Annotated in this window: 12 protein-coding genes and 2 pseudogenes; 11 read left to right on the top strand and 3 right to left on the bottom strand. The window is 57.5% G+C overall.

From position 1 onward, the window contains the following. Positions 1-394: 394 nt before the first annotated feature. From ACKWRH_RS06660 to ACKWRH_RS06630, 7 genes are all read left to right on the top strand, one after another. Positions 395-1,717, top strand: a complete 1,323-nt coding sequence (locus ACKWRH_RS06660) for a lysine N(6)-hydroxylase/L-ornithine N(5)-oxygenase family protein (RefSeq protein ID WP_445219820.1) — start codon at positions 395-397, stop codon at positions 1,715-1,717. A 146-nt stretch (positions 1,718-1,863) separates the two neighbouring features. Beyond that, positions 1,864-2,961, top strand: coding sequence for an MFS transporter (locus ACKWRH_RS06655; protein WP_445219819.1), 1,098 nt, complete (start codon positions 1,864-1,866; stop codon positions 2,959-2,961). A 21-nt stretch (positions 2,962-2,982) separates the two neighbouring features. After that, positions 2,983-3,762 (top strand): phytanoyl-CoA dioxygenase family protein, encoded by a 780-nt coding sequence (locus ACKWRH_RS06650; RefSeq protein ID WP_445219818.1) that lies wholly within the window; start codon positions 2,983-2,985, stop codon positions 3,760-3,762. A gap of 24 nt (positions 3,763-3,786) precedes the next feature. Further along, a complete protein-coding gene (locus ACKWRH_RS06645; RefSeq protein WP_445219817.1) occupies positions 3,787-4,116 on the top strand; it encodes a cupin domain-containing protein in 330 nt (109 codons plus the stop codon). A 1-nt stretch (position 4,117) separates the two neighbouring features. Next, the gene (locus ACKWRH_RS06640; protein WP_445219816.1) at positions 4,118-5,704 is read left to right on the top strand and encodes a class I tRNA ligase family protein; all 1,587 of its coding nucleotides are present in this window, start codon (positions 4,118-4,120) and stop codon (positions 5,702-5,704) included. Between the two features lie 11 nt (positions 5,705-5,715). Beyond that, positions 5,716-6,897, top strand: a complete 1,182-nt coding sequence (locus tag ACKWRH_RS06635) for an aminotransferase-like domain-containing protein (RefSeq protein ID WP_445219815.1) — start codon at positions 5,716-5,718, stop codon at positions 6,895-6,897. 308 nt (positions 6,898-7,205) lie between these two features. After that, positions 7,206-7,487: a hypothetical protein gene (locus tag ACKWRH_RS06630; protein WP_445219814.1), complete on the top strand. Its 282-nt coding sequence runs from the start codon at positions 7,206-7,208 to the stop codon at positions 7,485-7,487. Between the two features lie 637 nt (positions 7,488-8,124). On the opposite strand, the pseudogene ACKWRH_RS06625 reads toward ACKWRH_RS06630, so the two are convergent. After that, positions 8,125-8,879: pseudogene (locus ACKWRH_RS06625) on the bottom strand (prolyl oligopeptidase family serine peptidase); the annotation flags it as partial. A gap of 750 nt (positions 8,880-9,629) precedes the next feature. Here ACKWRH_RS06625 and mddA point away from each other — a divergent pair. After that, the gene (mddA, locus tag ACKWRH_RS06620) at positions 9,630-10,484 is read left to right on the top strand and encodes a methanethiol S-methyltransferase (protein WP_445219813.1); all 855 of its coding nucleotides are present in this window, start codon (positions 9,630-9,632) and stop codon (positions 10,482-10,484) included. A 73-nt stretch (positions 10,485-10,557) separates the two neighbouring features. On the opposite strand, the gene ACKWRH_RS06615 is transcribed toward mddA, so the two are convergent. Next, positions 10,558-11,172: a 50S ribosomal protein L11 methyltransferase gene (locus ACKWRH_RS06615; protein WP_445219812.1), complete on the bottom strand. Its 615-nt coding sequence runs from the start codon at positions 11,170-11,172 to the stop codon at positions 10,558-10,560. A 616-nt stretch (positions 11,173-11,788) separates the two neighbouring features. On the opposite strand from ACKWRH_RS06615, the gene ACKWRH_RS06610 reads away from it, so the two are divergent. Next, a complete protein-coding gene (locus tag ACKWRH_RS06610; RefSeq protein WP_445219811.1) occupies positions 11,789-12,529 on the top strand; it encodes an outer membrane protein in 741 nt (246 codons plus the stop codon). A 397-nt stretch (positions 12,530-12,926) separates the two neighbouring features. On the opposite strand, the gene ACKWRH_RS06605 is transcribed toward ACKWRH_RS06610, so the two are convergent. Beyond that, a complete protein-coding gene (locus tag ACKWRH_RS06605) occupies positions 12,927-13,676 on the bottom strand; it encodes an autoinducer binding domain-containing protein (RefSeq protein ID WP_445219810.1) in 750 nt (249 codons plus the stop codon). 1,312 nt (positions 13,677-14,988) lie between these two features. On the opposite strand from ACKWRH_RS06605, the gene ACKWRH_RS06600 reads away from it, so the two are divergent. Both ACKWRH_RS06600 and ACKWRH_RS06595 read left to right on the top strand, forming a co-directional pair. After that, entirely contained in the window at positions 14,989-15,348 is a 360-nt protein-coding gene (locus tag ACKWRH_RS06600) for an isocitrate lyase/phosphoenolpyruvate mutase family protein (RefSeq protein WP_445219809.1), read from the top strand. 88 nt (positions 15,349-15,436) lie between these two features. Next, a pseudogene (locus tag ACKWRH_RS06595) lies at positions 15,437-15,634 on the top strand (isocitrate lyase/phosphoenolpyruvate mutase family protein); the annotation flags it as partial. Positions 15,635-15,641 lie beyond the last annotated feature (7 nt).

The raw sequence follows: 15,641 nt of genomic DNA, 5'->3' as shown, positions 1-15,641 counted from the left end.
TCATACCGGACGCCTTCGCTGCAATCAGGCGGCGGCATCCCGAACACTTCAAGACGTATCGCATTCTCGGCCATCTGTTTCCGCCAGCAGCCCATAGAGCACGCTTTCAACAGACGCGGCGGTCGTTTACGTCCGCTGAAGGACACGACCAAGAAAACCGATGTCGGGCAGCGCTTTACGCTGCCCCGATCTCTTCGCCGTCCATGAAATCTGCTCCGCGAGAGAAGCGCGTTGTACGGGTGCCGAGGAGACGCACCCTGCTCAAAGCATCCGGTTCAGTGAGCGATAAAACATCTTGTATCTGACGCGGTGTCAGATTGTAGGCTTTCACACGGAGCAACTGATCGCCTTCCTCAAGCGAGGACGAGCTTACACAAGGCTGAGAGAGAGCTTCGTGGATACGCTGGATGTCATTGGCGTCGGGATCGGTCCGTTCAATCTCAGCCTGGCAGCGCTGATTGAACCTACCCCCCTACGCGCACTATTCCTGGAGAAGCGCGGGGTATTTTGCTGGCATCCGGGGCTGGCGCTACCGAACAGCCGCCTGCAAGTCTCGCCATTCAAGGATTGCGTGACCTTGGTCAACCCCACCAGTCCCTATTCCTTCCTGAATTACCTCGCGCAGAACGGGCGGCTCTACAGTTTCATCAACAAACGCAACGCCTCGACGTCGCGGCGGGAGTTCACCGACTATTACGAGTGGGTCGCACGACAACTCGGAACACTCCGCTTCAATGAAGAAGTGGTCGATATCGCCCCCTTCAGGGACGCCTATCGCGTCAGTACAAGCACAACCACGTACCTGGCGCGGGCCGTGGTGATAGCAGTTGGCGTTGAGCCAAAAATGCCCCGGTGCGCCAAGCCCCTCATTTGCGACACACTCTACCATGCGGCCGACTATCTTGACCGGGCTTCTCCCCGGACAGAGGAGCATGTGCTCGTCGTGGGGGGCGGTCAGAGCGGCGCGGAGATTGTCGAGCACATGCTCAATCGCCCCGATGCCCCCCGGATTACCTGGGTCACTTCGCGCTCAAACCTCTTTGCGATGGACGATACCAGCTTCGTCAACGAGGCCTACATGCCCGGCTATAGCCGGCGCTTTCATGCGCTGCCGCTTCAGCACCGCCGGGCCATCATCGAACGCGAAAAACTGACAAGCGATGGCATTTCTACGGAATTATGCAATCGCCTCTACGACATCTTGTATGAACGAGGCGTGGAAGGTGCACCATCTGACAGCTTCCATTTGCTCTCCAGTGTCGTCGTGAAGCACATCACGCCTCACAACAAGTGCTGGCACGTAGATCTGACCGGTCTCACCGGGCGGCAGCATCACAGCATCATCGTTGATCGCATCGTGCTTGCCACGGGCTTTCAGCCGCGAACTCCCCCCTTTCTGCGCTCGCTCCTAAGCAGCGCGCACATGGAGGATGACCTGCCCGTGCTCGGCCCTGACTACGCGGTCAGCTTCACCCAGCAAATGCCAGGGCCGGTCTATTTGCAGAATCAAAGCCGTTTGCAGCACGGATTACAGAGCGCAAACCTATCACTCGTGGCGTACCGCAACAGCCTCATTATCAACAGCCTCCTCGGGCGGGCGTTCTATCTGGATCATTCTGGGCAACTCCTCGACGGTCTCGAGAGTCCAGACGCTGCAGAGCTGAATACTGCATCGGATGCAATGACACCGGCAGAAAACATGAGCGCGATCACATGAGCGGGGCACGATCCTCCATCTTGCGTATCGTGGATGTGCCCCCTGGAGCTGCAGACCGCCTCTCATGCAGACTACCCTACCGCGCCTCCGGGCCATTTTTGCTCGCATCTAGTGTCATTGCTGCAGCCTATGGCACGAGCTTCACATTGCCGGAATATATGGAAATTCTCGGTATGGAGCGTGACGTCGCGGGCTCCATTATCTCCAGTGGAATGGTTGCGACCATCGTGTGTTGCTGCCTGGCAGGTCGCCTAGCTCAGCGTATTGGCATCATGCCGACGATGGCTGCCGCCTCGGTCGTGATGGCACTGGCCATGGCAGCCTTTGCCGCCGCAGTGTTCGACCCGCGAATAGCCTATGCAGGCGGCATGCTCGTCGGTGTGGGGTGGTCAGTACTGTTCATCCTGTCGCCGCTGCAGATCATCCGCCATCTACGGCCCATGGCCCGTATCCAACATCTGACGATCTTGTCTGGCGCACAGATGGCCGGGCTCGGCTTGGCAGCTCCGCTCGGCCACTTTCTGACAGACTACACAGGCTCAATGGCGATCATGTACGCACTGTTCGCGATGGCCTGTTTAATCGCGGCCATCTGCGTCGGGGTGGCACGACGAGCCATGCTAAACATCCCCTCGGTGCCTATGCCTCACATCGAGATCACGTTGGCAACGACCCTCGCCCTGCTTCGACACGCGACGGCCGCACCGATCGTCATGATCGCGGTTGCGGCCTGCATTTTCTCGGGGCTATCGACGTATCAGAGCGCCTATGCAGAGGCACGTCACCTCAATCCCGACCTCTTCTTCCTGGTATTCACCGTTACCAGCGTGGCGCTTCGCTTCTCTGTCGCCCATATGCTGGACCGCCTGCCCGTACACCGGCTTGCGCTGACGCTCTTTATCGCGACCGGCGCCTCATTGGCGTTGTTCATTGTCAATCCTGGCGACACTCTGCTCTATATGCTGACCGCCGCAATCTTCGCCACAGGCTACGGGCTCAGCTATTCCACCCTTAACGGGATGGCCGTCAATCTCGCTGGCGAGCGCGGAGTCTCCGTACCAGTTACCTCACAGATCTTCACCCTAGCCTACTTTCTCGGATTGTTCGCTTTTCCATTCGTCGGAGGGCAGTTGATCCGCGAATTTGGCCTTGAAGCGATGTTGCTCACGCTATTGGGTGCGACCGCCTTTAACGGGGTGCTCGCCACCGCACTCCGACCAAAGGCATCAACTGGCCCTCTGTAACATGAGAAAGGAGCTCGCAAAATGCTGACCGACGCACAAAAGGCGAAATGGCATCAGGATGGATACCTTCGGATTGAAGGCTTCTTTGATGCACCTACGCGCGACAGGATCTCTGATTTCGTGGAGGACGTCGCGCGCTGGGAGATAAGCATCGACAAATGGATGATGTGGTTTGAGAAGACCACCGATGATCGCAAGATTATCTCAAAGGTCGAGAACTTCTTGGACTACCATGACGCTCTACGTCAGACACTCCTGGCCGACGGTCGCATTAGAACTGCGGTTGAGAAGTTACTCGATGAAGACACGCGGATGCTGAAGGAGCTGCTGATCTTCAAGTATCCTGATAGCGGCGGGTACCGTCCCCATCAGGACATATATCATATCCCCCACAAGCTCCCGGAGCGAATGGTGCATGCCATAGCAGCGATTGCTGTCGACGATGCAGCTCCCGACAATGGAGGCCTGTTCTTCACGCCGGGGCGCCATAAGGAGGGAGTTTTTCCCCTGGATGCCGGCGGCGTCATCAACCCGGAAGTGGCCGAGAGCTTTGAGTGGGAGCCAGTGCCGTGGAAGGCTGGCGACGTCTTTATTTTCGACGACTACGCGCCCCACTACTCACTGCCGAACAAGAGCGATCGCTCTCGCCGCACGCTTTATTTGGTGTTCCAGCGGGCATCCACCGGCGGTCCTGATCGTGCCGAATATAACCGTATGAAGCGCGCCTACAACCCGCCAGAGGGCAAGCTAGCTGATCTCCAAGATCTAAAAACGCCCAACGGCATCTTTTATCGCGAGTGATCGCAGCTCTTAAGGAAAGACGACGTGTACACGAAGCAGATCGATCGCTCCCTCATGCGAACCGAATATGGCGCGCTGGTTTGTCGCTTGCTGGAGCATTTGCCGGATGATCTCAGCCCCGAATTCGGCGCCTCGGTCGTTGAGGTGACGCCCGGTGGCGCGGTCGATCTGCACGCGCACCACGAGCACGAATTGTGGGTGCTGATCTCCGGTGAGGGAGAATTCGAAGCTGGCGGTCAGACACGGTCAGTGAAGGACATGACTTTATTCTACATGCACCCGCACCAGACGCATGCTATCCGCAATCTCAGCCAGGAGAACACTCTGAAATTCCTCTCTATCTGGTGGGATTGACATGCGAACCTATTTCGTATGTCCAGCCCCACCCTGCCCTAACGGCAAATTACATCTCGGTCACGTCGGCGGCGTATACTTGCTCGCTGACATCTTCGTTCGCTTTCAGCGCATGGCCGGTCATCGCGCGCACTACATTACGGGCGCAGATGAGCATGGCACGTATACGCTTGTAAAAGCGCGAAAACTCGGTCAACCCGTTAGCGAGGTCGCGCAAGAACACATTGACGAAATCCTGCAGTGCCTGCGTGCGATGCACATCACGCCTGATGTTTTCGTTCGCACGTCCAGTGAGATACACAAAGATAACGCGCTGGCGATTTTCGGCGAGCTGCAGGAGGCCGGTTACGTCGAAGTCCGCAGCGGTGTTCAACTCTATTGCGAGCATTGCGATCAATTTGTCGCGGACTCGCTGGCAGCCGGCAATTGTCCGGCATGCAATTCACCTACCGACAGTAACTTGTGTGAGAACTGTGGCCTGGCAATTCGGCACGACACATTATGCAACGCCCGACATACCACGTGTGGCCACGATCTTGTACTGAGGCCCATTGAGCAGGCCGTGTTCGATACCCCTCGCCTTGCCCAGGCGCTGGATACAGCTATTGGACAAAGCGCCTGGCCCGAGCCCATTGGGGACAAGGCGCGAGCTTGGCTGGCCAGCGATATGCAGGGTTTGCCTATGTCGCGCCACTTCAGTCATGGTGTCGAGCTACTAGAGCCCGAACGTTTGTTCGGCCAGACCCTGCTCACGTGGTTTGAAGGCTTGTGGTGCTTCGACACTGGAATTCGTGAACAATGCGCCAATGATTTTCGGGACGCAGAATCAACCATGCAAGACCCCAGCACCCGGCTTATGTTTTTCATGGGCCAGGACAACCGCTTCTACTACACGGTAGGTGTAACCGGGGCCTTGTTCGCGCGTGGCTATCCAATTCCCACGAACCACTCGATCCAGGACTTCTACAAGCTCGAGGGCGAAAAGTTTTCGACCAGTCGCGACCATGCGCTTTGGACCGACGAAGTGGCGCGCGAGGTAGACCCCAATATACTTCGTTACGCGCTCGCTCGAATTGCACAGCCATTCGGCAAAGACGAAAACGAGTTCGATGTTGACAAGCTGATCACGGCGGCATCACACCTTCGGCTCTGGGAAGATGCTTTGCGCCAGCTTGCCAACAACGCACGTATATTGGACAGCAGGCGTCTCCGATCTCGTCTGCGCATCCTCGCTCAGCGTTACGCGGATGCCATCGAGGAACTCCGGTTTTGGGATGGGCTTGATGTTGTCGATAGGTACTTCGAGGTAGCCGATTTTGCGCGTGACAACAGCGGCATGTGGAACGCCATGGAGATTTCGCTGTTCCTGAGCCTGCTGTATCCTGTGATACCCGAGCTAGCGATCCGATATGGCCGTCATTTCTTCGGTGCAGCATGGCAGCCATCTTTCGGCAAACCTGCTGCAAAAGCTGGCCTGCCACCAAAGATAGACTTTGCACCCCTCAGTGCTGCGGTACCCACGGATTTCATCGCAGCGTACAACGAGCGTTTTCGCTCGCAATCAGCTCAGCAAAATAGCGGGATGTGAACGGAAAAAACATGAAGCCGCCCGTCTCGACGCGCAGCTCTCTGGCCGAGAGCTTTGCGCCCTTCAACTATTCAAGTGCGAAGCACGCCATTAATTTTGGGTATGGGCTCCCCGATCCGGCGATGTTCTCAGAGCTGGCCTGGCCGGACGCATTAAGTCAAAATACCGGCGTCGCCACCGCCGATCTGCTTCAATATACGGATGCGGTGGGTTTGCCCAAGCTGCGAACAAAGCTCGCACAACGCTATAATGTGCAGCATGACCAGATTATCCTTACCGGAGGTGCTTCACAGGCTCTGCAATTGATTGCCGATGCCTGTCTCGATCCGGGCGATGTCGTCCTGACCGAGGACCCGTCCTACTTGGGTGCACTGCGCATCTGTGCGATCACGGGGGCAACTATCCTCCAGCTTGGAATGAGCGTCGATGGCGTCGATCTGAACGAGCTCGAGTCGACCTTGCGCAGTAATGCCCGCGTGAAATTTTTCTACACGACGCCAGCATTTCATAACCCGACCGGACGCCGGATGTCGCGCTCCCATATGGCCCGGGTCGCAGCAATGCTGGCCCAGTATGGCGTGATGTTGATCCAGGATCTCGTCTATGCGGAGCTGCCTTACGACAGGGTCGTTGACTGGCTCCCGCCGGGCGGCAACGTCATTAACATCCACAGCATCTCCAAGGTCGCCGGACCGGGGTTACGGGTAGGCTGGGTGCTTGCAGATTCGGATGTCATCAACCAACTGGCGCACCTCAAATGCGACGGCGGCGTCAGCCCTGTTGTCAGCAATATCGTGTTATCGTTGCTGCAGTCGGACGCACTTGATACGCACATTGCGCGTTTACGCTGGCACTATCGTGCCAAGCGGGACACCATGCACAGGCTCCTGCAGGGTAGCCGATTTTGCGAACCAGAGTATCTCCTTCCAAGCGGTGGCTTCTCGTTTTGGATACGGCTCGCCCCTGGAATTGAGGCTGAAACTTTCATTGAGGCTGCGCGCTGCGAGCACGACGTGCACCTTGTGCACGGCCGTCATTATGGCCCACGAAGTGGCCAGCATGTACGCCTGTGCTTTAGCTATCTCCCGATGAATGTAATTGAGGAGGGACTAGCGAGACTGGATAAGCTGCATGCCAAGCTGTACGCGGCATCGATACGAAGGCTCGCTGAACATGGCCGATTCGAACTGTGAGATACCCCCATTTTCTGTCTCGCCGTGATGCGCTCGTTCAATAGATATGCGAGTTCGAGACGTAGTGTCTATCAATATGCGTAGCCAATGGGTCTAAAATTGCCTCCCTCGCGGTAGGGATGACTCCAAACGTCTGGCAACGATCGTCTCCATTATGAGCGCGGCAGCGACCTACCGAGCAAAGCGTTCAGCGCCAGGTGGCAACAGCAACTCCAGCTGAGCGAGGACGAGGTCGGGCCCGTGTCCGATCGCAGTGAAAATCACATTGGCCGAACCAGGCCCGTGGCGCTCGAGATTGCCGCGACCAGATGGAAATCGGCTTTCATGCGACCAATCTACAGCCCCGATTGTGGCGACTGAGGTTTGACACGCCGAAGACCAGCGCTTCGGAAGATCAAGTGGCGCGTCCGATGAATAGCTCTCGTCGACACGGGCGCGCTCGATCATGCGGCCGGCAGGTCACGGCTATCGGTGATGCCGCCGAGTGTGCAGCCGTCATCCAGATCGCGCTGCCTTGCGTGCAGCACGAACTGACCCACTGGCTCGACGGCTGGATGGTGGCGATGAGTGCAGAAGCCGAAGTCAGATGAGCTTCTGCTTGCTGATGTACTCGATCTCGGGTGCTTTCACGCGCCGCTTACATCGCGGCGCGCTGACTAGCGTCGGTGTCCGAGCGGAAGGCCCAACTTTCGCGCCTTCTGACGTAGCGATCCGATAGTTCGCTTTGTAAGCTTTGCGATTCTTGTAACGGGCGTCTTCGCCTTCGAGTGTGCGCGCAGTTCCTTCACGTCTGTCTTCGTGTACTCGCGACGTGCAGTCCTCTTGGTCACCGACTTAGCCATAACAACTCCGTTGCCATTCTGTGCCCACATCTAGCAGGGATAAAGTGAAATTGCCAAGCATGCGTGGGTTGCATGCGCAAAGGCGTCTGAGGCCATAAGATGTCCCTTCCAAACTCATGGACGACACCGTTAATTGAAGAGAAGGTAATGAGGTGGTTGGGCCACACGAATGACCTCTGCTAAGCAGAAATTTGGGGCTTTCCACATCGGTTCTGGGCGAACGCAAGCCAGAACGAGCGTGCAAGGGCCGAACGAGCGTTCGCAAAGTACGGATCTCAAGAAGCTGGCGCTCGGTTCCGACCTCGCGCTGACCAGGTCGCCTTGGACTCCCAGTCAGCAATTTCAGGCTGATGTTTGCGAGATCATAGGGGCGACGCTCGCTCGCTTAAGCCGTCTCGTCCGGCCAGCCGATCTTACTTTCAGGAAATGGAAGCCCAGCACCTGAAAGCTGGCATGCTCCCTGCGATCCCTGCCATAGCCGCGGCCGGCGGCGGCCGGCTCGTAGAGGTAAGCTTCATAGCCCAACCCCTCGAGCTTAGCAGACTATCTTGCGGGCGTGTCCGAGATGGACGCGATCGTCCCGGCGCATCGTGCCGATCAGGATCGGCGGTAGCTTTGCCCGGGTCTGGCAATATGATATACCGAATAGGTCTTGAGCCATTCCCATTCTGCGGGCTTGTCAGGATCGCCAAATTCCGCAGTCCAGCTCGCGCCCGCCAGCAGCTTAGTGTATCGACGCATGTCAATCAGCGGGATGGTGCAGAACAGCACGCCGAACGCTCAGGGTACCGCGTCGGCATATTGCTGACGAGAATGCCGCCGTTCGATCCGCCCTGCGCCGCGATGTTTGGCTTGGGTCATCCCGCGACGGACGATGTCGGCGGCCACCGCCGCAAAATCATCATGCGAAAGCCGCTTGCCGCCCAGCCGCCCGGCATCATGCCAGCGCGAGCCGAATTCGCCCCAGCCGCGCAAATGCACCCGCATTGTGGTGCCGCCGCGCTCGAGCCGCAACTTGCCGAGCGCGGAATTGTAGTACGGCTTCACCGAGATGCCGAATCCGCCATAGCCGCCCATATGGATGGGGGCCTCGCCGGTCTCCAATTTCGGGCCGGCCTGCACATAAGCAATGCTCACGCCGCCGGGGAGCCTCCGTGTGAACATCATCCAGAGCTTATCGGCTTCCGAAAGATCAGTATCCAGGGACGACAACTTTGCGTAGGGCGCCGCTATTGGCGCCGACCACAACGCTCATCGCGACTGCGATTATCTGGCGGCTGTTAAGCAGCATCGTCGCGTCGCCAAGTACCGTTGGCGCCCATTCACCCTTCACGCGAGTTGAAGCTTCTACGTGCATCCGGCGTAACGTTTGGCTGCAGGCGCAGAAATACGCGCTTCATACACTCTCGCCCATCGATGCGGTGAAATGCAGCGAGAATGCCCGTTGTGCCAACAGTGTCTGGTGACTACGGCGACGTCAGAAATCCCACAATCGTCAGCATGGTGGCCAATGTCGCGCCAGTAGCGCGCTCTTTCGTCAAGCAAGGACGCACCGCGATCGGTACGTTCTTTGCTGGGAAGAGGACCGAAGGCCCGCAGCCAAGGCTGCTCGCTGCCCGGACTGCGCAGGAGTCTCAATGAGATCCGCTCGATTGTTACCTCGCTCTGCGCCTAGTCGGGCCAGGCTCCCCCATTGTCCGCTGTGTTCAGCTTTGTGTTCACGGTCGGCAACTCGTTTCTAGGAATAGTATCAGCGAGCGTTTTCGGTGCAGCGGGCTACCGGCTGCACCTCGGCATATGTGGACGGCCGCGGGACTTTGATCGCGTGATTTTGTGGGTTCTTCAACGCCCCACTGGTGGGCAAACCCTTGCCTCAAGCGGAGTCGATCCATGTTCCAGATAAACTCCACGAGCAAAACAGCCTCACACATTCGATTTTTGCGATTGGTCGCGTTTCTCTACGGATTGCTCGCCTACATGGCTTTCCTGTTCACAATCCTTTATGCTGTCGGCTTCGTAAGCGGCCTCCTCGTGCCGAAAACGATTGACACGGGCCCGGGCACATCGGTTGCCGAAGCGCTCGCCGTAAACACAATTTTAATGGCTCTGTTTGCCATCCAACATAGCGGTATAGCGCGCAAACGCTTCAAGAATTGGTGGGCGCGATATGTGCCGAACTGCGTAGAACGGAGTACCTATGTGCTAACGGCGAGCATTTGCCTGGTATTGCTGTTCTGGCAGTGGCGTCCCATACCGGCAATCGCTTGGCAAGTCACGGACCCCGATGTGTCAGTTATGATTGGGACGTTAGCATTCACTGGCTGGGCGCTGGTGTTCACCAGTACGTTTTTGATCGATCATTTCGAATTGTTCGGACTGCGGCAAGTCACCGCCAATCTCACGGGCCGCGGCCTGCCGAAGCCGCAATTCCGGACTCCCCTGTACTACAAGTTTGTGCGACATCCCCTCTATCTCGGCTTCATCATCGCGTTTTGGGCCACGCCCCTCATGACGATGGGGCATTTGTTGTTTGCAGCCGTGACCACCACCTACATCTTTGTCGGGATCTTCTTCGAAGAGCGGGACCTCCTCCAGCTGTTCGGGGACCAGTACGGCCAATACAAGAGACAAGCCTGCATGCTCATCCCTTGGCCCGAATCGAGGATAACAGAATCAGGGTCGAAAATGAGAAGTCGCTGCCGGAAAGGCGCACGGCCAGGCTCATGGCCCCGGAGGGACCTGTGAAACGGCGCAACGTCCATCGCGGGCTGCGCCGTATCCGAACTCTCCGAAGGCGCAGCGCTCCTCGGCAAGGCCGTCATCGCACCGTGAGTTCCCAAACGATCCGGACGTGGCCCGCTGGGCTCATTGGTCGGAAAATATGCATATCTTTAATTCGCAGCTTACTCTCAGCAATCAAGTTGAGAACGCGCCCAACATCTCCCTGGTCAGAAAAACGCACATACATTACGCCCTTGTCGTTTAACCGGAGGTGCGCGCCCGCCACAGCTGCTGCCATGACTTGATGACCTTGATCGAAGCAGGAGCGCTCCAGGTCGTCCCTTGCTTCGCGATTCCAATAGGGGGCAGCAAAGAGAATGACATCGAATTTCTCTCCGGATCGCAACGCAGAATAAGTGTCGCTATGGCGCACGTCGGCCTTGTCCGAGTAACCTAGCCGCTCGATGTTTATCTGCGTCGTGAGAACGGCTTGCGGATTTATGTCGAGAGCCACCAGGCGTCCCGCGCCGGCTCGGAGCGCAGCAAGCCCTAGCACACCTGATCCGCATCCGAGATCAACGATTGTCGCGCCAGTTTGATGTGCCACTTCGACATCAAGGCGTCTGAACCGTGACTTAAGCGCGGTGACAACAATCCAGGCAGGACATGTAGGGGCATGCCGATTACCTCCACATCGTGCGGGAGTCCGCATAGTCGCAGCTCGGCTAGCATCGCGTCTACATCCGTCATTTGGCATCGTTCCGATGCGCTCGCCGACGCAATCATCTTGTACCTCCATCTTTGAATACCGACACCGCAGACCATCGGGACCGCCCGCGTAGCAGACCAAGGCATTGCGAATAGCTTCAGCGCTCCGGCAGTCTCGGCGCGCTAGAAGCCCGAAAGATGGCGTCCCGCTCTCCGCGGACAATTGCCATCATCGCCTGGCTATGCTCGCGCGCTAGTTCGCTCGCGGATAGGCACGACAGCTTGTAACCTGCGTCTATTCTCCTTGCGCGTCCAAATGCAATGCATTCAGTCCACCGCTCCACGTTGCTAACGCGATCGACAACAGGATGCAAAAAAGTCGCCTTCCTTTATCAGCGAGCTTTGATCTAGAGCCACCTACTCTATTGCGACATAGACGCGCGCGCCTCTCTTCGGTCTCGATGCGAGAGCTTTTGCTGACATTCAAACGTACAACTTTACGCAACGTCAGATTCAAGCAGATTCTTTCGAAGTGAATGTTGCGCAACAGTTACAGCAATTCGCGTTGGCGCTGCTATGACCCGCGCGGCCGGGGGCCACTAAAGGAAATGAAGCTCGAAATGAAGAACTTGTTGCTTACGACTGCGAGCATTTTCGCACTCAGCGCTGCGGCGCCCGCATTCGCCGCGGATCTCGCTGCACAGCCCGTCTACACCAAGGCGCCTCCCCCACCAGTCGCGGTCGCGTTCTACGACTGGAGCGGCTTCTATGCAGGCGTCAATGGGGGATGGGGTTCGAGCCACAACTCCTGGGATTTCGCAGGCACAAACCCTGAGGGCTCCCACGACGCAAGCGGCGGCACGGTCGGTGGGCAGATCGGCTATCGCTGGCAGATCGGCCAGACGGTGCTTGGCGTCGAAGGCCAGGGCAACTGGGCCGATTTCAACGGCTCGAATGTCAGCATTGCCTTTCCTACCAACAGCAATCACTCGAGGATAGACGCGTTCGGCCTAGTCACTGGCCAGATCGGGTATGCCGTCAGCAACGTACTGCTTTACGCCAAAGGAGGCACCGCGATCGTGGGCAGCAGCTATCAGGTCAACTCCGTTGCTTCAGGCACGCAGCTTGGAAGCGCGGACACGACACGTTGGGGCGGCGTCGTTGGTGCCGGATTTGAGGTGAACTTGACGCCGAACTGGTCAGCTGGCCTGGAGTACGACCATGTGTTCATGCCGACTAGCGATGTGAACTTCACCGGCGCCGGTGGTGGCACGTTTGGGAACGATCGCATCCGCCAGGATTTTGACCTCGTGACCGCGCGGCTCAATTACAAGTTTGGCTGGCCCGTAGTTTTCAAATAACGATCTCCCCCTTCAAGCGGCGATCGAGAGTCCCGGCCCTGGCCGGGGCTCTTTCCTGCGCTAATCAATTGGGCGCAACGTCACACAACGTGCCATCTGCAAAGACCATTCTTCACATGGCCGCAGTCGATACTTTGCGTAAAAATGCGCAGAAGGCCGTTCAAAATACGTCTTACGCTAGTTGATCTTGGCGAACGCGTTGGGTGTCCTACCGGCAGCTGGTAACGACCGATTGACTAGCAGCGCCACTGAGTAACAGTCGTCACCCCAAGTAGATGTACGCAGCGATACGTGGCAGGAGTGCAGCCATTTGCGGCTATTTCGGCGCGTTCGCTCCTTCCCTAGTATTATTAGATCACCAGGCGCGTGGCGAAGTCCTGCGAACGGACGCGACCGGCTAGGCGACCATCGGCATTGGCGCCGAAATAAGACAAAGACGAATCGCCTTGGCGATGCCATGGGTCCGGTTCGCCGTGCCAAGTTTTCGTATTGCATTTTTAAGATGAAAGTTCACCGTATTCTCGCTGACATTCAATATCTTCCCAATTTCCCAGGACGATTTTCCCTCCGCCACCCAGCGCAGGCAATCCTTTTCGCGCTCTGATAGGGTCACTTTGCTATCGCAGGCACTGTTCGAGGGCTTCGCGATCTCCGCGAATGCAACATGGAAGTGCCAAGCCAGCGAGTTGAGACGCATCACATGACCTTCAGGATCGGCATCATCAAAACAGGACGCGAATGATATCACGGATAGCCGCCCTGCCGGTCCAAACAAGGGCACGCTGATGCCATGCTTCAGGCCTGCCTGTCTGGCCTCCTCGAGTACGCGTTGCTCACACTCCTGGAGCTGATATTCTTTGGCGAGCTGGTCCCATAGAAACGGCTCCGCATACATCGGCGTTCGGCGGACCACCGGATCGACCGCGTAGTACCTGCGTTCCAAATAGCGCTGGCACCAGTCGGGCGGAGCCTTCATGGCTACCAGAGGCGGTGGGCACCCCGGTAGACGAAGCGGCTCCACGAAGGTGAGTGCTCCGTAAGTGACCTCAGTGAAGCCCTCTTCGCTCGCACAGGTCACAAGCAGATCAAACAACGCTTTGAGAGACTGCGTTTGATTGGCACATTCGATGAAGCTGAATAGATTCATTTGACGCTCCACGCGATCCGGCCCACAAGGCCGGTAATGCGCCTTCGATTGAGCTTGCTTCAGACGGAGGCTGGCTGCACTCCCGACCTCCCAATACGATCGCACGAATGCGGCGGTAGCAGCGGACCAAAGACGGCCATCAGCGCAGCTAAGAGCTGCAGACAATTGCGATATAGGCGAAGCCGTAAGGTCGGCGCGAATTTTGCCAGTATCAATGCCGGGCTCCACATCGGCGCTCACAAGGTCGCCCCGATGGAGCGCGCGGAAAGTGCCCGCGCGTTCAATAGTCTTAACTGATTCGGCTCGCCGGTCGGCCCAGTCCGCCTGTCAAATGTCAGCCGGTCGGTCGATCGCGCGTGCGTCGGACTCCAGAGCCTCGATCTGAAGTAGGCATGTGACCCGCAGCGCTCCGATCGGCTTGGTGATGCCGGGCTCCATCTGCGTAACGTCAGCTTGGGCATGATCGGCGGCCAAGCTTTATCGCCAGCTGCTTCCTGCGGCTCGCGATCGCCAGCGCACAGCTGGTCGGCAGTGAGCGGACGTCGGCGAAAACGCGATCGCTGAAGAGCACAACGGGCTCGGATTCGACCGTCAGCGCCGTCGGCGAGCAGGCGTCTGCAGCGTATATAGGGCCTGCGATCTCGCGGTGGAATTTCTCTCGCAGATCCACAGCCGCCCCTTTCAGAACGCCCCCGCCGCAGCGGTTGGTGATCGCCGATGTTCCGGCGCTCGCTGGCATTGGGCGGTTGCACGCACACTTGCGCGGACTCGGGAACCCGCTTGTTGCAGATGACACTGTACATGCACTTCTCCAAGAACTTTCCGAGTGTCCTGCGTTGAGCACAGCAAGTGGCGTACCATTCGCCGAGCTCACAACAATTAGCCTGTGAAGACAATGACTTGGAGAAACTACGGATCATCGCCGAGTACCATCGGGATCCAATGACTTACGACATAAGTCGGACACGTGACAGCGATTGCACCAGCCACGACATTCGTTGAACCGGAAGCAATAGAGAAGCAGGCCTCCGTCGCCGCATTCCATGCAAGGGCTGGTCGTGTGAGGCGGGACGGCTGCTGCGCCGATCGAAAATCTTTACTGATTTGTTCCGGACGATGTACGCACGCCAATTTACTTCTGCGGGTGTATTCCTTCGCGATCAGCGATGAGCAGCAATTTGTTAACCCATTTTCGTTTGTCGACATTCAACGCTGTGCCCTCCAGTCAACTACCAAGCATAGCCATTGGTGGAGATGGCGGAGACAAGGCAACCATTCTTCAACCACTGTCGCGCGGATCAGGGAAATCCGCATGCAAGATAGATCTGTTCGCGGAACCGGTCGCGATCGATTGGCAAGCTCGCCGCCTGCGGAAATGCTACGCGCCCAGGTTTGCTCCAACGACGACCTTTCTTTTCTCATGGAAGCTCATGATGGGCTTTCGGAAGCGATCGCCGAGCGCGCGGGTTTCAAAGGTCTGTGGGCCTCTAGCCTGTCAATTGCCTCCGCTCTGGTCTACCGCGATGCCAATGAGGCTTCATGCACCCAACTCGTCGACGTAGTCGAGCGCACCGTGGATTCGAGCAAACTGCCGCGCGCCTGCTTGCGCGCAAGTTCCGTTAGCGTGGAGCTGCTGGCTTGGTGTTGCAAGACAGTTGTTTTTCGAAGATGAACTCGTTTGTAGGCGAACGGCATCTCCTCGCCGAGGTCAATGAATTCTCCGGCCGGCTTCGGGCGGGAAGGATACCATTGCACAAGACATGATCCGGGTGGCCCGGATCGAGGCGCTAATCGCTAGACATAGCATGGACGAAGCAGTCTCGCGCACTCATGCTTGCGCCGAGGCGGGAACGGACGCGATTCTCATTCACTCGCGAAAGAGCACCGCCGACGAGATCCTTACGTTTGCGAGTGCATGGCAGAATCGACTGCCCGTCGTGATCGTTCCAACGAAGTACAAGAACA

The organism is Bradyrhizobium sp. Pa8 (assembly GCF_052588265.1).
This window is presented reverse-complemented; position numbering and strand designations above follow the sequence as displayed.